24 protein-coding genes and 1 riboswitch are annotated in these 18,676 nt (G+C 67.0%); of the genes, 7 read left to right on the top strand and 17 right to left on the bottom strand.

From position 1 onward, the window contains the following. Positions 1–71: 71 nt before the first annotated feature. The 11 genes from CD928_RS02045 to CD928_RS01995 form a co-directional block, all read right to left on the bottom strand. Positions 72–497 carry a CopG family transcriptional regulator gene (locus CD928_RS02045; protein ID WP_069318827.1) on the bottom strand — a complete coding sequence of 142 codons (426 nt, stop codon included), beginning with the start codon at positions 495–497 and terminating at the stop codon, positions 72–74. Between the two features lie 9 nt (positions 498–506). Then, on the bottom strand, positions 507–2,480 hold the full coding sequence (locus CD928_RS02040; RefSeq protein WP_095384187.1) for a conjugal transfer protein TraG: 1,974 nt from the start codon (positions 2,478–2,480) through the stop codon (positions 507–509). Positions 2,481–2,495: 15 nt separating this feature from the next. Further along, positions 2,496–4,256: a DUF3363 domain-containing protein gene (locus CD928_RS02035; RefSeq protein ID WP_095384184.1), complete on the bottom strand. Its 1,761-nt coding sequence runs from the start codon at positions 4,254–4,256 to the stop codon at positions 2,496–2,498. 238 nt (positions 4,257–4,494) lie between these two features. After that, positions 4,495–5,406 (bottom strand): lytic transglycosylase domain-containing protein, encoded by a 912-nt coding sequence (locus CD928_RS02030; RefSeq protein ID WP_095384181.1) that lies wholly within the window; start codon positions 5,404–5,406, stop codon positions 4,495–4,497. A gap of 4 nt (positions 5,407–5,410) precedes the next feature. Then, a complete protein-coding gene (locus CD928_RS02025) occupies positions 5,411–5,746 on the bottom strand; it encodes a DUF736 domain-containing protein (RefSeq protein ID WP_095384179.1) in 336 nt (111 codons plus the stop codon). A 36-nt stretch (positions 5,747–5,782) separates the two neighbouring features. Further along, positions 5,783–6,340, bottom strand: a complete 558-nt coding sequence (locus CD928_RS02020; protein WP_095384176.1) for a S26 family signal peptidase — start codon at positions 6,338–6,340, stop codon at positions 5,783–5,785. Then, the gene (locus tag CD928_RS02015) at positions 6,337–6,843 is read right to left on the bottom strand and encodes a DUF2840 domain-containing protein (RefSeq protein WP_095384174.1); all 507 of its coding nucleotides are present in this window, start codon (positions 6,841–6,843) and stop codon (positions 6,337–6,339) included. Before CD928_RS02015 ends, CD928_RS02020 begins: the two co-directional genes overlap by 4 nt. Next, on the bottom strand, positions 6,840–7,106 hold the full coding sequence (locus tag CD928_RS02010) for an AlpA family transcriptional regulator (protein WP_095384171.1): 267 nt from the start codon (positions 7,104–7,106) through the stop codon (positions 6,840–6,842). The genes CD928_RS02015 and CD928_RS02010 overlap by 4 nt, the downstream gene beginning before the upstream one ends. 129 nt (positions 7,107–7,235) lie before the next feature. Continuing rightward, the gene (locus CD928_RS23690) at positions 7,236–7,904 is read right to left on the bottom strand and encodes a DUF2285 domain-containing protein (RefSeq protein ID WP_255247013.1); all 669 of its coding nucleotides are present in this window, start codon (positions 7,902–7,904) and stop codon (positions 7,236–7,238) included. Continuing rightward, complete coding sequence (locus tag CD928_RS23685; RefSeq protein WP_095384168.1) at positions 7,798–8,019, bottom strand: DUF6499 domain-containing protein; 222 nt, start codon at positions 8,017–8,019, stop codon at positions 7,798–7,800. Before CD928_RS23685 ends, CD928_RS23690 begins: the two co-directional genes overlap by 107 nt. A gap of 146 nt (positions 8,020–8,165) precedes the next feature. Continuing rightward, the gene (locus tag CD928_RS01995; RefSeq protein ID WP_095384166.1) at positions 8,166–8,438 is read right to left on the bottom strand and encodes a DUF2285 domain-containing protein; all 273 of its coding nucleotides are present in this window, start codon (positions 8,436–8,438) and stop codon (positions 8,166–8,168) included. Positions 8,439–8,607: 169 nt separating this feature from the next. Here CD928_RS01995 and CD928_RS01990 point away from each other — a divergent pair, with 169 nt between their 5' ends. Then, positions 8,608–8,835: a helix-turn-helix domain-containing protein gene (locus CD928_RS01990; RefSeq protein WP_095384164.1), complete on the top strand. Its 228-nt coding sequence runs from the start codon at positions 8,608–8,610 to the stop codon at positions 8,833–8,835. Positions 8,836–8,984: 149 nt separating this feature from the next. Here the strand turns inward: CD928_RS01990 and CD928_RS01985 are convergent, their stop codons facing one another. From CD928_RS01985 to CD928_RS01965, 5 genes are all read right to left on the bottom strand, one after another. Then, a complete protein-coding gene (locus CD928_RS01985) occupies positions 8,985–9,827 on the bottom strand; it encodes a DUF932 domain-containing protein (protein ID WP_095384161.1) in 843 nt (280 codons plus the stop codon). Positions 9,828–10,149: 322 nt separating this feature from the next. Next, positions 10,150–10,758: a cation transporter gene (locus CD928_RS01980; protein WP_095384159.1), complete on the bottom strand. Its 609-nt coding sequence runs from the start codon at positions 10,756–10,758 to the stop codon at positions 10,150–10,152. Positions 10,759–10,761: 3 nt separating this feature from the next. Then, complete coding sequence (gene crcB / locus CD928_RS01975; RefSeq protein ID WP_095384156.1) at positions 10,762–11,142, bottom strand: fluoride efflux transporter CrcB; 381 nt, start codon at positions 11,140–11,142, stop codon at positions 10,762–10,764. A 92-nt stretch (positions 11,143–11,234) separates the two neighbouring features. Further along, positions 11,235–11,297, bottom strand: a riboswitch (Fluoride riboswitch). Between the two features lie 95 nt (positions 11,298–11,392). Next, positions 11,393–11,692 carry a DUF736 domain-containing protein gene (locus CD928_RS01970; protein WP_095384153.1) on the bottom strand — a complete coding sequence of 100 codons (300 nt, stop codon included), beginning with the start codon at positions 11,690–11,692 and terminating at the stop codon, positions 11,393–11,395. Positions 11,693–11,985: 293 nt separating this feature from the next. Beyond that, positions 11,986–12,237: a hypothetical protein gene (locus CD928_RS01965; RefSeq protein ID WP_141237059.1), complete on the bottom strand. Its 252-nt coding sequence runs from the start codon at positions 12,235–12,237 to the stop codon at positions 11,986–11,988. Between the two features lie 45 nt (positions 12,238–12,282). On the opposite strand from CD928_RS01965, the gene CD928_RS01960 reads away from it, so the two are divergent. From CD928_RS01960 to arsH, 4 genes are read left to right on the top strand one after another with little or no spacing between them, the layout of a single operon-like run. Next, positions 12,283–12,615 (top strand): helix-turn-helix transcriptional regulator, encoded by a 333-nt coding sequence (locus CD928_RS01960; RefSeq protein WP_095384147.1) that lies wholly within the window; start codon positions 12,283–12,285, stop codon positions 12,613–12,615. A 14-nt stretch (positions 12,616–12,629) separates the two neighbouring features. Then, entirely contained in the window at positions 12,630–13,058 is a 429-nt protein-coding gene (gene arsC, locus CD928_RS01955; RefSeq protein ID WP_095384144.1) for an arsenate reductase (glutaredoxin), read from the top strand. After that, a complete protein-coding gene (arsB, locus tag CD928_RS01950) occupies positions 13,058–14,125 on the top strand; it encodes an ACR3 family arsenite efflux transporter (protein WP_217983705.1) in 1,068 nt (355 codons plus the stop codon). The genes arsC and arsB overlap by 1 nt, the downstream gene beginning before the upstream one ends. After that, positions 14,125–14,871 (top strand): arsenical resistance protein ArsH, encoded by a 747-nt coding sequence (gene arsH, locus CD928_RS01945; protein WP_095384138.1) that lies wholly within the window; start codon positions 14,125–14,127, stop codon positions 14,869–14,871. The genes arsB and arsH overlap by 1 nt, the downstream gene beginning before the upstream one ends. A gap of 155 nt (positions 14,872–15,026) precedes the next feature. Here arsH and CD928_RS01940 read toward each other — a convergent pair whose 3' ends face one another. Further along, the gene (locus tag CD928_RS01940; RefSeq protein ID WP_095384135.1) at positions 15,027–17,105 is read right to left on the bottom strand and encodes a ParB/RepB/Spo0J family partition protein; all 2,079 of its coding nucleotides are present in this window, start codon (positions 17,103–17,105) and stop codon (positions 15,027–15,029) included. A 664-nt stretch (positions 17,106–17,769) separates the two neighbouring features. Here CD928_RS01940 and CD928_RS01935 point away from each other — a divergent pair. Next, positions 17,770–18,018, top strand: a complete 249-nt coding sequence (locus CD928_RS01935) for a plasmid stabilization protein (RefSeq protein WP_095384132.1) — start codon at positions 17,770–17,772, stop codon at positions 18,016–18,018. Then, complete coding sequence (locus CD928_RS01930) at positions 18,015–18,437, top strand: type II toxin-antitoxin system VapC family toxin (protein WP_095384129.1); 423 nt, start codon at positions 18,015–18,017, stop codon at positions 18,435–18,437. The genes CD928_RS01935 and CD928_RS01930 overlap by 4 nt, the downstream gene beginning before the upstream one ends. The last annotated feature ends 239 nt before the right edge of the window (positions 18,438–18,676 follow it).

Below are 18,676 nucleotides of genomic sequence, written 5' to 3'. Positions count from 1 at the left end.
GTAGTAGAGGCGGCGGCCGATACTTGCGCGATGCGGACTACCAGTTCGCCACAGTCCGGCTTCAGATGCCTTTATTCCGAATCGGTCGGCGACTTCGGCCAGACATCCTCAGGGATTTCGTCCATCAAGCTCTTGCCGCTGGCGTAGCGCCGGCCAAGCGTCTCCACGAACCCCTCATAGCGCTTGCGGCCCTTCACCTGCGCGGCCGCCTGATCCTCGTCGGGCAGCGGCGGGGTCACGGACAGCCAGAACCGAACGAACAGCGCCAGCGCCTCGGTCGTCAGGCCGGTGTTGCGCTCCAACCGCAGCACCTGCCGCGACAGGCGGTCGAGCCGCCGCGCGAACGCCGCCTCCATCCGATCTGCCCCGTCCGGCGAAAGATAGGACGCCACCGCGGCTTCAACGATCGCCGAGCGCGAGATGCGGCGGCGGATCGCCAGTTCGTCGACCTGCTTGGCGAGCGCGGGTGGGAAATAGACGTTGAGCCGGGTTCGCACTGTCGTCTCCTAAAGCTCGATACCGTCGCCGGGGTCGAGCGACGCCTGCCGCGCGAGTCCTCGCATCTGGCGCCGTGCCGCCGCCTGCCGCACGGCGTCGTCGGGCTCGTCATCGACGATCGCAAATTCCTGCGCCGGCGAGGCCGGCGTCTCCGGCACGATCGCGACGTGCTCGGGCAGCTCGGGCTCGCGGCGCAGCCCGCCGTTGGCGGCGTCTTCCTCGTCGCGGACGATCCGTGCGACCTGCGCCGGATCGGCCGCCGCCGTCCGCCCGGTCCAATCATCCGTGCGCGCCACGACCGCGGCCGGCGATGGCGCGTCCATGATCCGTTCGGCGAGACGCCGGTCCTGATAGTAGCGCGCTTTCTTCGCCCGGATCGGATGCACGCCAGCCACCATCACGATCTCGTCGTCGGGCGAGAGCTGCATCACCTCACCGGGCGTAAGGAGCTGGCGGGCCGTCTCCGACCGCGACACCATCAGATGCCCCAGCCACGGCGACAGCCGGTGCCCGGCATAGTTCTTCATCGCCCGCATTTCGGTTGCGGTGCCGAGCGCATCCGACACGCGCTTGGCGGTCCGCTCGTCGTTGGTGGCGAAGCTCACCCGGACATGGCAGTTATCGAGGATCGCGTTGTTCGGGCCGTAAGCCTTCTCGATCTGATTGAGGCTCTGCGCGATCAGGAAAGCCTTGAGCCCGTAGCCCGCCATGAACGCCAACGCGGACTCGAAGAAGTCGAGCCGGCCGAGCGCGGGAAACTCGTCGAGCATCAACAGCACGCGATGGCGGTTATGCTTCGGAGTCAGCTCCTCGGTCAGCCGGCGCCCGATCTGGTTGAGGATGAGGCGGATGAGCGGCTTGGTGCGCGAGATGTCGCTGGGCGGAACGACCAGGTAGAGCGTCGCGGGCCGCTCGCCATCGACCAGATCCGATATGCGCCAATGACAGGCGCGTGTGACCTGCGCGACGACGGGATCGCGGTAGAGGCCGAGGAACGACATGGCCGTGCTGAGCACGCCCGACCGCTCGTTGTCCGACTTGTTCAGCAGCTCGCGCGCGGCCGATGCGACGACAGGGTGAACGCCAGTGTCGCCCAAGTGCGGCGTCGCCATCATCGCCGCCAGCGTCTGCTCGATCGTTCGCGCCGGATCGGATAGGAACCCCGCGACGCCGGCCAGCGTCTTGTCCGGCTCGGCGTAGAGGACGTGGAGGATCGCGCCGACCAGCAGCGAGTGGGAGGTCTTCTCCCAATGATTGCGGCGCTCCAGGCTTCCCTCGGGATCGACGAGCACGTCGGCGACATTCTGGACGTCGCGCACCTCCCACTGGCCGCGCCGCACCTCCAGCAGCGGGTTGTAGGCGGCCGACGCCGCGTTGGTCGGATCGAACAACAGCACGCGGCCGTGGCGCGCGCGGAAGCCAGCGGTTAGCGTCCAGTTCTCGCCCTTTATGTCGTGGACAACACAGCTTCCCGGCCAGGTCAGCAGCGACGGCACCACTAGGCCAACGCCCTTGCCGCTGCGCGTCGGGGCGAAGCAAAGCACATGCTCGGGACCGTCATGGCGCAGATACTCGCGCGCGAGCTTACCAAGCACGACGCCGCTCGGCTCGAGAAGCCCGGCCGTGCGCACCTCCTTTTCGCTCGCCCAGCGCGCCGAGCCGTAGGTCTCGGCGTTCTTCAACTCGCGCGCGCGCCACACCGACATGCCGATGGCGACGGCGATCGACGCGAACCCGCCGGATGCGGCGATATATGCCCCCGTCAGGAATATGTGGGGTGCGTAAGCGTCGAAGCTGAACCACCACCAGAAGAAGGCCGGTGGCGGATAGACTCGCCACTCGCCGAGCATGAACCAGGGCGGGCCAAGCTCGGGCTGATAGGCGAGCGCGGCAGCGGTCCATTGGGTCGCGCCCCACACAGCGGCGAGGACGATCAAGAACACGATGATGACCTGGCCCCATAAAATCTTGGTCGCGGACATGAGTTCTCTCCTGAGTCAGATGCCGAGGTCGCGCTTGCGGCCAAGCGTCCAGTCGATCCCGCCGCCGGCGCGGACAACGCCGGACACCTGACGGCCCAGCTGCTGTTCGAGGGTGCTGGCCCAAGGGACGAGACGGAAACCCAGGCCATCGTCGATCATGGCGAAGCGGCCGGACGCGAGGGCGAGGCGCTGGCGAACGACGCCCGCCACCTTTTCGCCGGACGCGGCGGGGCGATAGGCAAGCCCGGTTTCGCCCGCGATCTTCGCGCCCACGGAATCCAGTTCGCGCTTGCGCAGCGTGTCGAGCATTCCGCGCTCGAACACGGTGCGCTCGCCAAAGCGACGCGCCAGCCCCTCGCGGACGAGATGATCGGTGCGCGCGTCCATCGCACGTCGCACCTCCGCACCGAACCCGCCGTCCGCGACACCGGCGCCGCGCTCGATCAGGCGGTGGTCGAGCCAGGTCGCGCCCGGCGCCTTCACCTGTGCGGCGAGATCGAAATCGGAGCGGGTGGCAAGGGTCAGTGTCGGACGCTGCTCGCCCGGCCGGCCGATCGCCCGAGCTTCGACGATACCGCCGATCGCCGGGCTATGCTCAAGTGTCTCAATGCCGGGCAGGCGGACATGATGGGTGCGCCCGTCTGTGCCGTCGATCACGGCAAAGGCGGTGCCGGCCAGCTCGTCGTGCAAGCCCTTGTCGATCAGCCGGCCAACGATCGGTGTTTCGGGGGCGCCGCTCACCACGGCGTAGCTGTCGAGGGGTCGATCCTGTCCGTGATCTTTCAGAGCCTTGCCGATCGTGCGGATGATGTCGCCACGCGCGCCCAAGTCGCGCAGCTTCTGTTGCGCGCCATCCGCCATCGCCCACTGGCCGGGCTCGCCCTCGGCAGCCAGGCCCATCGTTTCAAGCTGCTGCAACCGCCCGATCATCAGCCTGCGAAGCTGGGGATCGTCCGGCCCGGAATGCTCGGGGCGCAGGTCAATGACGCCCAACTCGTCGGCCGCGCGGCCAATCTCGGAGTCGAGGCGAGTCCAACGCTCGGCCCTTACCTCGCGGTCTAGCGCACGCTGGATTTCCTGCTCGGGCTTCGGCCCGAGCTCGGCCTGTGCCAGCTCCTCGGCGTTCGAGCGCAGATTGTGGCTGATGTAGTCGCGCGCCATGACGAGATCGGCCCCCTGATCGGTCACGCCGCGGACGATCAGGTGGACATGGGGATTGTCGGTGTTCCAGTGATCGACCGCCACCCAATCGAGGCGCGTCCCCAAGTCCGTCTCCATCTGGCGGACAAGATCGCGGGTGTATTCGCGCAGGTCAGACAGCTCGGCCGCATCCTCGGGCGAGACGATGATCCTGAAATGATGCCGGTCGTCCTTGCACCGCTCAGCGAAACCGCGATCGTCGGCGCGGTCGCCCCCCGCGTCGAACATCCGCGTCGGCGAGCCGTCGCGGGTGACGCCCTCGCGCTTCAAATAGGCGACGTGCGCGGACAGCGGCGCCATGCGCCGTCCGCTGCGGCTTCGGTGGGTGACGGGCAGCGCCTTGACCATCACCCGCCGCCCCGATCCGAACAGGCGGCTGCGGGCGAACGCCGTGCGGCCTCGGCCGAAGCTCGACTGGCCCTGACGGCGCGACCCGCTCGAACCGCCGCGCCGGCCCCCACTATGGAGCGCGGCGACACGCAGAACCTCAGCGACCAGGCTGCGCGCGTTACGCCCTTGCGCCTTGCTGCGCTTCGCCTTGCCCGGCCGGACGCGGAACTCGCGCTCCTTGCTCATGGCCGGGCCGCTTCCCGCCGAAAATGGCCTATGGTGCCATTCGAGGCGTTGATATTGCTGACTTTTCTCTTCCGAGCGGCACGCTCGCCGACCGACGCCCCCGCGTGAAGCCACGGAAAAGCCTCGGCTTTTCGGCGAAACGGGGTGCGCCTTATATCTTGCCCTCGTCTGTCCCTGCCGTTTATTTCCTCCCCAGCCACAATGCTGTTTCGGACGGATGATGGGGATGTCAGACCGATCATTGCGGTCGGCCCGCGCGGGCGCGGGGGACGAACAGCGTGTCTGCCTGCCTGTCCGGCAACGGCGCTGCTGCGGTTTCCTCGTCCGCACCGATGCGTTCGGGCGGCAATCCGGACGCATCCGGCACGTCGCCCGATTGCACGGCGACTGCATCGGATGCGGCACCCCCAGTGCGCACGAACAGCGCCGCGCGGCGCCAGGCGAATGGATCGGGCGGAGCGCTCGCCGCCACCTCCGCCGCGCCCGACGTGCCGACTACGGCCGTGAGCTGGGCGAGATAGCCGACCGTCTCGGCGGGCAACGGCCTGCCGCGCGAGAGATAGTCATCGTAGCGGCCCGGCCCCGCATTATACGCCGCCAGCATCGCTCTCGCGTTGCCGTAGCGGTCGTGCATCTCGCGCAGGTAGGCCGCGCCCGCCATGATGTTGTCGCGCACGTCGAACGGATCGGCGCCAAGGCCGTAGCGCGCGCGAAGGTCGGTCCAGGTCGCGGGCATGATTTGCATCAAGCCCATCGCCCCGGCCGGCGAGACAGCGCGCGAAACGCCACGGCTCTCGACGCGCATCACCGCCCAAATCCAAGCCTCGGGGATGCCGAACCGCCGCGCAGCGTCGGCGACATGGCCGGCGTAAGGATGAACGGTCGCCGATCGCGCGGCCGGCATATCCTGCGCCAACGCCGCAACAGGCGCAGCGCTGCCGGACAGCAGCATGACGGCAAGCGCCACCGCCGATCCGACTCCGCTCCGCCGCCAGCCTGCCAGCGTGCTCGCTGCGGTAAAGGGTGTGCGCGGTGCGCCGGCCGCTGGCCGCCCTTGACCTTCGCTGCGCGCGCCGGCCGGCCTGCAACCGAGCGGGACGAAGGGATGAGACGGTCTTCCCGCGAACAAAGGGATGATGATTGGTCGCACCGGATCAATCCTGCTCGCGTGACTTCGGCTGGCGGTTCCAGCGCAGCGACCAGGCCGACTTGTCGCTGCCGCTCTGGAACAGGGCGGCGCGAATTGGCTGCGGAAAGGCAGGATCGTCGATGCGCAGCGAGACGTAATCGCCGGCGCGTTCGCCATTCTCGTTCCAGCCGGCGCCGATCTCCGGGCCTTCATCGCCGTCGCCGCGGTGAACTCGCCAGTCCGGCGCTTTGTCGGCGTCGCTCGGCTCGGCCGGAACGATGGAGATACGTATGTCGAGCGTCGCCGTCTCGATAATGCCCTCGTAGCCGTTGGCGGTGCGGAAGAAGCTACCGATCTGCATGGGATGGTCCTTTCGGTTGGCAGGTGGATGCGGGGATCAGGGACGGGCGGCGCGCCAGGTCAGCGGCGCGTAGGGCGTGTCTCGGGTGAGGATCGGGATCGCTCGGCCGAGCACGGTCGAGGCCGGCAGCGAACCGAAATAGCGGCCGTCCAGGCTGTCGGGATGAGCGGGATTGAGCAGCAGCAGTTCGCCGGAAGCGAGGGCGCGACAGCCTTGCCAGACGGGCAGCAAACGGCCGATGCGGTCGCGGGTCAGGGCGACGACGACCGGCCGTCCATCGACGCTCACCGCGACGCCGATCCGGCACACCCGCTGGCCGGCCGTGGCGGCGACGTGCTTCAACAGCGGCACGTCCTTGCCGAGATAGCCGCGCTCGGCCATCCACCGGCCGAGCCGCTCTGGCGGTGCGACCGCGACCAGCGCACCGCGCGGCAGATCGCGGTCCGGCACGATCCGGTAGAGGCCAATTGGCGCGCTCGCGCTGGCGTTCCAGACGACGCGCGGCAGCGGATCGGTGATCGCGATAACGGCGAATGTAATGGCGAACGCGGATGCCGTGATCGCCGTCGCGCGGATGTAGAAGCGGCGCGTCATCGTTCGATCTCCCGGCGCTTGAGCCATGCGCGATGGCGCTCCAGCGTGTAGGAGCGCGGCTGATGTCCGGCGACGATCCGGTTGTGGACGTGCCGCCAATGGTCGGGCGCGGCGTCGCAGGGATCGACGCCGACGGCTTCTGTCGCGTCGATCGCGGCGAGCACTTGGCTAACCTTGGGCCAGCCCTCAATCTTGAGCAGGATGTCGCCGCCGGGCCGCACGAACGGCAGGGTCGTGAACGGCTCGCCGGCGCCGACCGCGCACATGATGTCGATGCGCGAGCTGACCGTGCCGTAGTCGTTCGCCGCCCAGCGGACGAACGCGAAGATCGCACCCGGACGGAACCGGACGATGCGGCGGCGGCGGTCCACGATCTCGTCCACGGCGACGCGGCCGAACCTGATCCAGTGCTCGATCCGCTTCTCGATCCACGTCAGTTCGACGCGCGTCATGCCGTCGTCGGACGGCTGGCGGTGGCGCATGGGAGACGGCGGGACGGTCATCGCCGACTCCGGGCAAAGGCCGAGTCCGCGCGTGGCATGAGGTCGTCCTGCCCTGGATCGGAGGTGGAATGCTTGATGCCGATGTCGGCCCAGGCGCGCAGGTCATCGACCGAATAGACGACCCGGCCGCCGATCCGGCGGTAGGCCGGGCCGGTCCCGAAATAGCGGTGCTTCTCCAGCGTGCGGCCGGAGAGGCCGAGAAAGCGCGCGGCTTCCGGCGTTCGCAGGAAGCGGGGCGGCAGGTTTGCTGGCGTATTGGACAAGTGACGGCTCCTGCGGACGGTTGCGGCAGGAGGCGAAAGTGACGAAGCGGGCGCGGCCGGGTGGAGTATGAAGATGTGCGACCGCACGGATGTCGCCACCCCCGGAGAGGGTGCCACCGGGTGAGCGGATCAGCGGATGCGCAGCAGCTTGCGGTAGTCGCCGTTCATAAGCGCAGTCGCGTCGCGGACCAGCCGCACGACGAACGAGCGCGCGGACGAGATCTTCCACTCGGTCGCGGGAAGCCGGGCAGCGTCTTCGCGCCCCAGCTCGGCGGCGATCTGGCGGTATGTCGCGCCGCCGTGACGTAGGTCGAGCGCGCGGAGCATGAGGTCGAGGCGCGCCAGCCGGTAGGCGGTAAGCGGCCAGCCGCGCGGCAACGGCCCCGGCGCTCGGCCGAGCAGGCGGCGGTGAAAGCGAAGCAGGCTTGCGATGCGGGTGACGAAATCCTTGTCGAGCGGGACGATCGCGGCGAGAGGCCGGCCGGGCGTCGGGTCGCGCAGCCACAGCCGATGTTCGCCGGCGGCGTCCGCGACGATGATATGTCGTCCGTCTATACCGGCCTGATCGGCGAGCAGCGCGCCCAGCGCGCGCGGATCGACCGGGGCTGCGGTCTCGAACCCATCCGGCGCGGCGTCGAGAATGACCGTGACGGCAGTCAGTTCCGGGCGCCAGACAACCGGCTCTGCAAGATCATCCGGCGCCGTGGCGAAAGGATAACCCCCAGCGCCGCGCGAACGCCGACTCGGCGGCGTTCTTCGCGACGGCGCCGTCCGCGATGCGCTGCTGCATCTGCGCATGTTCGGCGCGGTAGGTGCGGTTTCGCCGAAGGAACTCGGCGGCTATGTCGGCGCGCCCGATCGCGTCGGACAGACTGCCGTCGCGTCGCTGGCGCCGTCGCTGTGGCGTCGGCATTGCATCCTCCCAACCGCGCTCCGCGCGGATTTCAGGAAGCGCAGCATCGACTTGGCCGCAAGGTCGCGACAGCGCGAAGGCAGCGCTCAACCATGCCGGGTGCGCCGTGGCGCCAGCAACGAAAGGACTCCAAAACGGATGAAATCTTAACGCTTTACTGGTCGCTCGCATCCGAGAAGATGGGCATAGCCAACCTCGGTCATCCATCTAGCTCGCGCAAGATGACTGTCGTGCATTGTCTTTGCCCTGTGCGGTTCGGAGGCGACGTCGATGCCGAGAATATGGGCGGCGGCCTCGCGCCAGTCTGCGCCTTCACCGTCAGCGTCCAGCAAACGCAGATAATCTACGAGATGGGTTTCATCGTAGGTGGTGAGCTGCGATACGTCCGGCGCGCGATCCGCGAATTGGCTGGTGCTCATGGCGCCCCCGTCATGTCTCCCGTTAACCAACCTAGACCAAATACAGACGCCGGTTACGCGCAGGTATCGCATCGTTCGATGCAAGAATTGCAGCGACAGCCCGACTCCGTGTCCTGATACACCTTATATGGGATAAACCGCATAGTGTGTATCGTCCAGCTTGGCGCGCATGGACATGCGCCGCCTTGTGGGACTGAATTTCGCCAGACTGAGGAAGGAGAAGGGCTTTACCCAAGAGCGTTTCGCCGAGACCTCGGGATTTACGCAGCAATATGTCAGTGATCTCGAACGAGGCCGCCGCAATCCTACGGTCGTGACGCTGTTTCACCTGGCTTCCCCACTTGGCATCACGCCGGCTGAACTTGTCGCCGAAATTGATGAGACCGACGCCGATTAGCCTTCTCTCAAATCGCGAGCCGGGCGCAAGCCCGGCGAGCGCGCCAGTAGCGGTGCCCGCGCGACCTTCGGGGAGCGCGGGCACTGCGATTTCGCCGGCCCCAGAAAAAGAGCCGTAGGACCGGAAGCCCGGCCCTACGGCGGTGCGGCTCACGCCGCCTTCAAGCGCTGCATTCCCTCTGCCAGCGTCCACAGCGCGCGGTTGAGGGTGACATTCTGGTCAATGCCGTTGATGGCGCGGGTCTGGCTGCGGCGGATGCGGCCTTCCGCGTTGCGCTTGCGGCCCTGCAATCCGCCCCGGACGACATTCTCCTGAATGACGTTGAACGTGGTCCATAGGCTACGCCCAACATCGTCGCGGCGGCGCGGCTCGATGACCTGTTCGGGCTGCAACGGGCTTTCGTCCTCGCCATAGCGGGCGACCAAGCTCACCTCGCCGAGCAAGCGCTGCTCGTCTTGGGAAAGCTGGATCTCCTTCATAGTCTCGCTGGCGTCGATCAGGCGCGGGAAGTCCTCCGCGACGGTGTAGACGCCCTCAATAATTTCATGCTGGATATTGCCCTTGTGCTGCACGCGGACCTCCTCGAAGCGCTCGCCCGCAATCATGCTGTTGGTGCAGACGAAGCGCAGCATCCCGGCGAACATCTGGTAGGCGCTGGTGCCATCGTGGCTGTTGACGATGATGACTTCGGCGGCCTCGGGCTTGCCGATACCGTCATCCCGGCGCAGGCGCAGCATATGCTTGGCGTGGCCGTGACGATTGCCGTCGCGGGGGACCGACTGAACGGCGAAGAACGGGAACCATCCCTCCCGGCGCAGCCCCTCCACGACTTCGATGGTCGGGACATAGACATACCGCTCCGACCGGCTGTCATGCGCCTCTCGGGCAAAGATGGACGGGACGTGCCGATACAGCGCCTCATTGTCGAGCGCCTCGCGCCCGCTGATCTGATGGGCGTTGCGGCCGAACCGGGTGGCAAGCTGGTGATACATGGTCTGTTCCTTCCTTGGGCTTGGGTTTCGCGCAGCGAAGCGCCGCGCTGAAACCCTGCCCGTCGGCGAGACCGGGGGTGCAAACGGAAGGCGGCTTCGCGGGGAACCGGCTGCACTGAGCGAAGCGAGGGAAGCTGGGCGGAAGCCGCTTGAAGTGCGCCGGGGGCGGAGCCCCAAGCACCGCGGCGCAGTCCGGCGACGCAGAATATCAAGACGTGCCGGAGCTCAGTCGAGATCGGACCTAGAGTCCTGCCTTGCTCCGGCGCCAACGCCTCCACGCTGACAGATCGTGGCGCAATGGCCTATTCACGACACCGGGATTTCAAGTTGCTGCCCGGCGCTCTTCGCGGGCCGCTTTCCAGACCTCGCGAGCAGCGTCAGCGTTCATCGCCGCGATGGCGATGCCCACGATCAGGTCCGGCCACGCCGAGCGCCACAGGGAGGCAGTAATCAAGCCGGCCGCCACGATCGCGACGTTGGCGAGCGCGTCGTTGCGGGCCGACAGAAACGCCGCTTTGGTCAGGCTGCCGCTGTGGTGGCGGTAACGCGCGAGCATGAAGGCGCAGGTTAGGTTCACCGCGAGTGCGCCCAGGCCCGCGAGCGACAGCAGTAGCGGGTCGGGGGCGACGGGGAGGTTGAACTTCTGCCACGCTGTCCAGAGCGTGGCGAGACCCGGCACGAGAAGGATCGCGGCGAGCGCCATGCCTACCTGCGCGCGGCGACGCATCGACCAACCGAGCGCGAGGAGGATCAGCAGGTTGACTGAGGCGTCTTCGAGAAAATCGACGCTGTCGGCGAACAGCGACACCGATCCGATCGCGAGCGCAACCGCGAACTCGATACCGAAATAGCCGAGGTTGAGGAGCCCCACGAGGAGGACCACTCGCCGAAGGCCGAGGTTTGTCGCGTCGTCCGAGCTATGCTGATCCATGAATCAGACTTTCACCAAAGAGCGGGTGATGGCCAGTGCCACGAACAATGCGGTGATCGACAGTATGACCGACGCCAGCACGTAGGCGGCGGCCAGCGCTGGCCTGCCGCGCTCGTAGAGCAGCGCAGCTTCCAGTGCGAACGCCGAGAAGGTGGTGAAACCGCCAAGGATGCCGGTGGTAAGGAACAGCCGCCAGTGCTGCGGCAGGTGCGCCTTCAGAGCAAAATACTCGACGATGACGCCCATCAGGAAGGAGCCGATTACGTTGACGGCGAGGGTGCTGGCCGGGAACGCCGTCCAGCCGAGCCGCAGGACGGCCACGTTCACGCCGTGACGCAGAGCGCCGCCGACGCCCGCTCCCAAGAACACGATCAGGTAATCCATGCCGCTCTCCGTCTCCTCGAGAGGGCAACAAAAAAACCCGCCGATGGCGGGTTCGCTTCGGACGCGCTCCCGCCACGGTTGGGCTGTTGGCCCTCGCAGCAGGAGCTATCAGCCCTCGCGGGCGGTTGTCGGGGAGCTCCATCCCCATCCCACGCAGCGAAGACTAACGCCGATCGAATCTGGGTCAAGGGTGTCGCAAAGCCTTTGGGGGGAGACGCCCCGCCCACTCGGAGCGGGGCGTCGTTGCCGATCAGCGCGACCAAATGAGCGCGTATTCGCCGGCGGTGTCGGTCTCGACCAAGGTGGGATAGATTGGAGCCGGAAACGTCGGATCGTCCAGCTTCACTACGATGTAGTCGCGGTTCTCGCGGCTGGTCTTCTTCCACCCGGCGCCGCATTCGACCGATCCAATGGCGAGGCGGTAGTCGGGGGCCTTGTCGCTCTCCTTGTCGACCGGGCGAATGGTCGTCTTTGCTTTGAGGGTGAGGGTCGTGATGGTCCCGTTGAAGTTGCCGTTGTCGGCCTTGGTGAAGGTGCCGATGGTCGCCATGTCGAAGTTCCTTTCGCTCTCGGGCCACGACCACCGCGGCCTCGATGGCGATCGGTGAAGCGGGGACGATCGGACGCGCACCGCTTGCGGCCGCAGCGCAGCGGAGGACGGCGGCGCGCGGCTTTTTTGCTTCGCGATGCAAAGCCGAAGGCGGCGGAAAAAAGCCGCGCGCCGCCGTTGCGCCAGTCCGATCGAGGCGGAGCCGGCCCCGGTTAGATCAAGCCAATCAAGAGGCCGTGTGGCTGTGGCTGCGCGGATGCGGATCGTGACGCGACAGCTCCTCGTCAGCTTCGTCAGCACACCGGAAATAGCGGACCATCCATTCCATCGTCAGCGAAATCGGTGACATCATGCCGGCCGTCGAGCCACATGGCGCCGTTTCCGCGCCGTCGGTTCGACGAGGTTCGCCGGGTGAAAAACCAGCCGCGATGATCTTGCCGCGACACGTCAAACTGGATGCTCTCCGCTCTGGCTGTCACCGCGCCGGTCGGGACCGAGCTGAAGACGGCTGCCGGCAGGCTCGTCCATGAGGCCGGCTCGAACAACAGAAAGTCTCTCGCCAGCGCCAACATATCGTTTAAGCTGGATATATGGAAAGCGAATCGGCCATTGCTGCGCTGAGTGCGCTCGCTCAAGGCACTCGTCTCTACGTATTCCGCCTGCTGGTGCGGCACGAACCGCATGGCCTCGCGGCCGGCGAAATCGCCCGCCAGCTCGACGTGCCGCAGAACACCATGTCAGCGCACCTGGGCATCCTCGCGCGAGCCGGCCTGGTCCGCTCGGAGCGGCATAGCCGCTCGATCATCTACCGCGCCGATCTGGACGGCCTGCGCGCGCTCACACTGTTCCTCGTCAAAGACTGCTGCGACGGAGACGCCAGCGTGTGCGCGCCGCTGGTCGCCGAACTCGCCCTCTGCCGCTGAAAGGACGCCAGCACATGCCCGTCGATATCATCATCTACCACAATCCCGAGTGCGGAACGTCGCGCAACGCGCTGGGCCTGATCCGCAATGCCGGGATCGAGCCGCATGTGGTCGAGTATCTGAAAACCCCGCCCTCGCGCGCGCTGCTGGTCCAGCTCATTGACCGCGCCGGGATCACTCCGCGCGACCTGCTGCGCGAAAAGGGCACGCCTTCTGCCGAGCTGGGTCTCGACGATCCCGCGCTGCCGGATGACGCGCTGGTGGACGCGATGATGGCGCATCCGATCCTCATCAACCGGCCGCTCGTCGTGTCTCCCTTGGGCGTGAAGCTCTGCCGACCATCCGAAGCCGTGCTCGATCTGCTGCCCGCGCCGCAGCGAGGCGCGTTCGCCAAGGAAGACGGCGAGCTGGTGATCGACGGTTCCGGCGCGCGGGTGGCCTGATGGCGACGCTTGCTTCCGAACAAACGCGCCCAAGCATGTCCACCTTCGAGCGCTATCTGACGCTCTGGGTGGCGTTGTGCATCGTCGCCGGCATCGCCTTGGGCTCGGTCATGCCGGGGATATTCGCGACCATAGCCGCGGCGGAGGTCGCGCGCGTCAATCTGGTCGTCGCCGTTCTGGTCTGGCTGATGATCGTCCCGATGCTGCTCAAGATCGATTTCGGCTCGCTCGGCAGCGTCCGCCAGCACTGGAAGGGCGTGGGCGTCACGCTGTTCATCAACTGGGCGGTCAAGCCGTTCTCGATGGCGGCGCTCGGCACGTTCTTCATCGGCTATCTGTTCGCGCCGCTGCTGCCGGCCGGCGAAGGCCCGTCCTACATCGCCGGGCTGATCCTGCTCGCCGCCGCGCCTTGCACGGCAATGGTGTTCGTCTGGTCCAACCTGTGTGACGGCGAGCCGAACTACACGCTCTCCCAAGTCGCTTTGAACGACGTGCTGATGATCTTCCTGTTCGCGCCGCTGGTGGCCCTGCTGCTCGGCGTCGCGGCCGTCACCGTGCCCTGGGACACGCTGATGCTGTCGGTCCTGCTCTACATCGTGGTGCCCGTCATCGTCGCGCAGGTGATCCGGCGCGGCGTGCTGGGAAGCGGGGGCAAGCCCGCGCTCGATCGGGTGCTCGCCCGCCTCGGGCCGGTGTCGCTGGTCGCGCTCTTGGCGACGCTGGTGCTGCTGTTCGGTTTCCAGGGCGAACAGATACTGGCGCGCCCGCTGGTGATCGCCCTCCTGGCCGTTCCCATCCTTATCCAAGTCTATTTCAACGCGGGCCTCGCCTACTGGCTCTCGCGCCGGTTCGGGGTCGCCTGGTGCGTGGCCGCCCCGGCTGCGCTGATCGGCGCGTCCAACTTCTTCGAGCTGGCGGTGGCGGCCGCGATCTCGCTGTTCGGGCTGAACTCGGGCGCGGCGCTCGCAACAGTGGTGGGCGTGCTGGTCGAGGTGCCCGTCATGCTCTCGGTCGTCGCGATCGTGAAGCGCACACGTGGCTGGTACGAGCGGGGCGCAGTCGCCTGATGCGGCTGCGCCAGCTCGTCGATTCCGATCATCTGCCGGCGCTCGATCCGGCCTATGCCCGCCAGCGCCCTGCAATCGGGCTGGGCTCGCTTGATCCAGCCCCGCGCATCCTCCTGCTCTACGGCTCGCTGCGGGAGCGGTCCTACTCGCGTCTATGCGTTGAGGAGGCTGCGCGCCTGCTGCGCTTCTTCGGGTGCGAGACGCGCATCTTCGATCCCGGCGAACTGCCGCTGCCGGACCAGGTAGCCGGAGACGACCATCCAGCGGTCCACGAACTGCGTGAGCTGTCAATGTGGTCGGAGGGGCAAGTGTGGTGCTCACCGGAGCGCCACGGCCAGATCACCGGCGTGATGAAAGTGCAGATTGACCATCTGCCGCTGAACATGGGCGGGATGCGCCCGACGCAAGGCCGCACGCTCGCGGTCATGCAGGTGTCGGCCGGGTCGCAGTCGTTCAACAGCGTCAACACGCTGCGCGTGCTCGGACGCTGGATGCGGATGGTCACGATTCCCAATCAGTCGAGCGTTGCAAAGGCGTTCAACGAGTTTGACGATGCTGGCCGAATGAAGCCGTCAAGCTATTATGACCGGATCGTGGACGTGATGGAGGAGCTGGTTCGGTTCACAGTGCTGCTGCGGCCCCATGCCGATCAGCTCGTGGACCGCTATTCCGAACGCAAGCAGGCCGGGGTGACATTGGATCCTGCCACGGACTGGTCGAGCATTGCAGTAGCGCGGCAAGGCTGACGCGCCGCCTCCTATCTCTATGCGCGAGCCGGGCCGTGGCCCGGCGAGCGCGCCGGTTCCATCAATGACGATCGGCCGCGCACCCAACGGGGTGCGCGGCCGATTTCCGGCGGGCCAGAAAAGACCGGGGCCGCTCGCGCGACCCCGGTCCACCGTTACTCGGCAGCGACAGCGTAAGGCTGGTCCGCCTCGTCCTCCGCTCCGGTTTCAGTCGCCTCCACTGCGGACGGCTGATCCGCATCCCCCGTATTGACGGCATCGGCTTCGATCGCCTTCGGCTCGGGCTGCGTGGTCCGCAAGGTCGCGGGCAACCATCCGGTCCCGGCCAGAAGCTGCTCGGCGGCTTGCGCCATGTCCGGCTTCTTCATGTCGGCGATGCGGCAGGCGGCGTCCTCCGACACGCCTTCCGTCACGGCCTCGACGATATGCGCCTTGGTGACGCGGCCAAGATAGCTGTCCACGGTGGGCGTCCAGTCCTTCGCCATATCAAGCCCCAGCGCGCTCGCCAGCCTGTCCGCCGTCTGCAACGAACGAGGCTTGCGGTCCCACGGCAGCCGCAAGGCGTTGACGGTGCGGGACGCGCAATGCGCCAGCAACGCCAGCCGCTTCGCATCGTCCAGCCCGACGATGAAGCCCCACAGGTCCGCCACGTCACGCGGCATCCGCTCGGCCCATGCCTCGTGCGCCTCGCTTGCGCGCGCCGCCAACGGGGTGTCGTCGATCCCATCGGCATGGCTGCCAAGCGGGGTGGCGGTCGGACGGACCTCAAGGCAACCGGCCTCGGCATAGCTGTAGAACAACTGCGCCGTCAGGGTGTGGGTGAGCGCCACCACCGCAAGGTCGGGCCGTTCGCCAAGCGCCACGCGCAAGGCGAGCGTCCGGTGCGCGGACAGGTCACGAATGAGGCTGTCGGAAATCGGCTTACCCGGCTCCTCTTCCTCGGCTTCCTGCTCGTCCTCGGCCTGCTCGTCTCCGCCCTCGTCCTCGTCTTCACCGCCGGACGAAACAACTTCGCCCTCCGGTTCATCCTCGGGCTGCGGGTCTGCCAGCGCCTCGTCCTCGGGCCGGACGAAACCGCGCTCGATCCGCGCCGTGCCGTCGTGATTGAGGATGACGAACACGCCGCCGTTGGCGATCACCTTCGGGTCGTAGGCCGAACGCTTGGCGCTGATGGCGTCGATCTCGTCGGACAGCCCCTCCAGCTTCTCCGCCAAGTCCTCGGGCATTTCGTCATAGGACGAATAGCCTTCGGCTAATGCGTCATGCTCGGTGGACAGCGCCTCCAGCCGCGTCTCGTCCTCGTCGGACAGGGCGACCGGCTCGGGATAGAAGCGCCGGAAACCGTTGGCGTGGGGATAGTCGATATAGGCTTCGGCCCATTTCCAGCCCTCGGCCTGCACCTCGCCCGCGATCTCGCGCAGCTTCTCGACGGCTAGCATGTCGAGCAAGCCAGCATCCTCGAAGAAGCCGCCCCGGTCCTCGCTGAACAGGTCGCGGATGATGTTGCCACCCGCCTCGACGTAAGCGTCTGCACCGACGAACACCGCGCGCCGATCTGTGGCGGGCACGTTGCTCGCGGTCATGTCGCGGCGGATGATCCACGGCTCGCGGTTATGATGCAGGCTCTCGAACACCTGCTCCTGCCGGGCATGATCCTCGGTGATGGCGAAGGCCATCAACTGGTCCAGCGTCAACCCGTCCTCGCGATAGACCTGCAACAGCTTCGGGGAGACAGCGCCCAAGCGGAGGCGCTGCTTCACCACAGAAGCCGACACGCCGAACCGCGCGCCGATTTCCTCCGCGCCGTAGCCCTTGCTCTCGGAAAGCTCACGGAACCGCTCGAACTGGTCGGCGGGGTGCATCGGGGTCCGGGTCACGTTCTCGTCCAGGCTGATCTCGGCCGGATCGTTCGCGGTATCGAGCCAGCAGCGCACGGCTTCCGACTTCTTGATCTGCTTGCGCTTGACGCGCAGCAGCATCGCCAGCCTGCGGCCCTCGCCAGCGGTGACGAGATAGTACCCGGTCGGCGTCCCGTCCTCCTTGACCTCGGGCTCGATCACAAGGTTCTGGATCAGCCCCTTGTGCTGGATCGAAGCGGCCAGCGCCACGATAGCGGCTTCCCCGTGCGGCACCTTGCGGGCATTGCGCGGAGACTTCTTGAGCTTGGCGAGCGGCACGAAAATCTCGACGCCAGACACAGGCTCTGCGGCTGCGGTTTCGGTAACAGCGTTCATCACACGACTCCTTCTAAAACCACACACACCCCGGAATGGGGTGGGCGGCGAAAGAGCGACCGGCAGGCCCGCCGGCGGAGCCGGGCAGCACCCGCAGGGCCGGAACGAAGAGGAGGTAAGCGCGGCACGCGCGTTGCGGCCCGGCGCGGCGGGCCTAGAGGGAAGCGACGCCCACCCCATCTCGGGGAGTGCAACGACCGTAAACGCGATCGGGCTGGCGCAGCCCTGGCCCGATCTCCGCAGCGTGCAAAGACATCGAACCCGCCCCGGCGGGTTCACCGATCAGCGCGCCACCGGCGCCGAACGAAACTGCGCACCCTTGCGGCTACCGGCCGGCGCGGCGGCGTGCGCGCGGGCCTGGGGGCCAGCCGCCGCCGCGCCCTCCGGGAAGAGCAAGAGTGCCACGCGGCCGTGACAACGCGCGCACCCTGTCGGCTTCGCCAGAAGCCGCAGAGAGCGGCCGATTGAATCCGCGTGCTGCTCGGCGCGGTAGCGCCGACCCGCCAGTCGGATCGTCACCCGGATGGGCCAAGACCCGTCAGGGGCTTGGTCGAAGCGCAGCGGAGATAGAGCGGCGGTCCCGCAGGGAGGCGCAAACTCCGCTAACCTTGCAAATTCCAACATCATCGACTAACATGCAGTCATTGACTTATGGAGGCCGGGCATGGCGGTGATGACGATCCGAAACATCGACGATGTAATCAAGAAGCGCCTCCGCGTGCGCGCGGCCGTCAATGGTCGGTCGATGGAGGATGAGGCGCGCGACATTCTGCGCTCGGCGCTCTCCACAGACGATCCGCGACCCCGCAATCTCGCTCATGCGATCCATGAGCGCTTCGGCCCGCTGGGCGGCGTCGATCTGCCAGTCGTGACGCGCGAAGCGATCCGGCCGACTGTGGACTTTAGCGAATGATCGTTCTCGACACCAACGTCATCTCCGAGCTGATGCGGCGCGAGCCTGACCCGAGGGTGATGGCGTGGATTGCCGAGCAGCCGATGGCCGGCGTGTTCACGACGACGCTGACGCAGGCGGAAATCTTCTACGGTCTGGCGCTGCTGCCAGAGGGACGCCGGCGCGACGATCTGCTGGCGGCCGCACGTCCGATGTTCGATGTCGATCTGGCGGGGCGTGTCCTGCCGTTCGATACCGACGCGGCGGTTGTCTATCCGGAGATCGCCGCCGGGCGGAAACAGGGTGGCAAGCCGATCAGCCAGATCGACGCGCAAATCGCCGCCATTGTCCGCTCGCGCGGCGCGCGGCTGGCGACTCGCAACGTCCGCGATTTCGCCGATTGCGGGATCACGGTCGTCGATCCGTGGGGCGAAGCATGACGCTCCCCGCAGCACGCCCCTATCTGCGCTACGCCGCGACAGAGGCTTTGCGCGAAGCGCGGTTTCCACGCAGCGTGTCTGGATGGCCCTTCCTCGCAAGCTCCGCCGCCGCACGCCCCGTCGCTGGGCTGAAAGTCCGGATGACCTGCACGACTATGTCAACCGCGCCGCGCCGCGCCGGGCTTCGCGTCGGTCGCGCGAGGACGACGGGCCGATCGTCGTCACCGACGACTGGCCGG

This window comes from Sphingopyxis sp. GW247-27LB (assembly GCF_002277025.1).
Lineage (GTDB): Bacteria > Pseudomonadota > Alphaproteobacteria > Sphingomonadales > Sphingomonadaceae > Sphingopyxis.
This window is presented reverse-complemented; position numbering and strand designations above follow the sequence as displayed.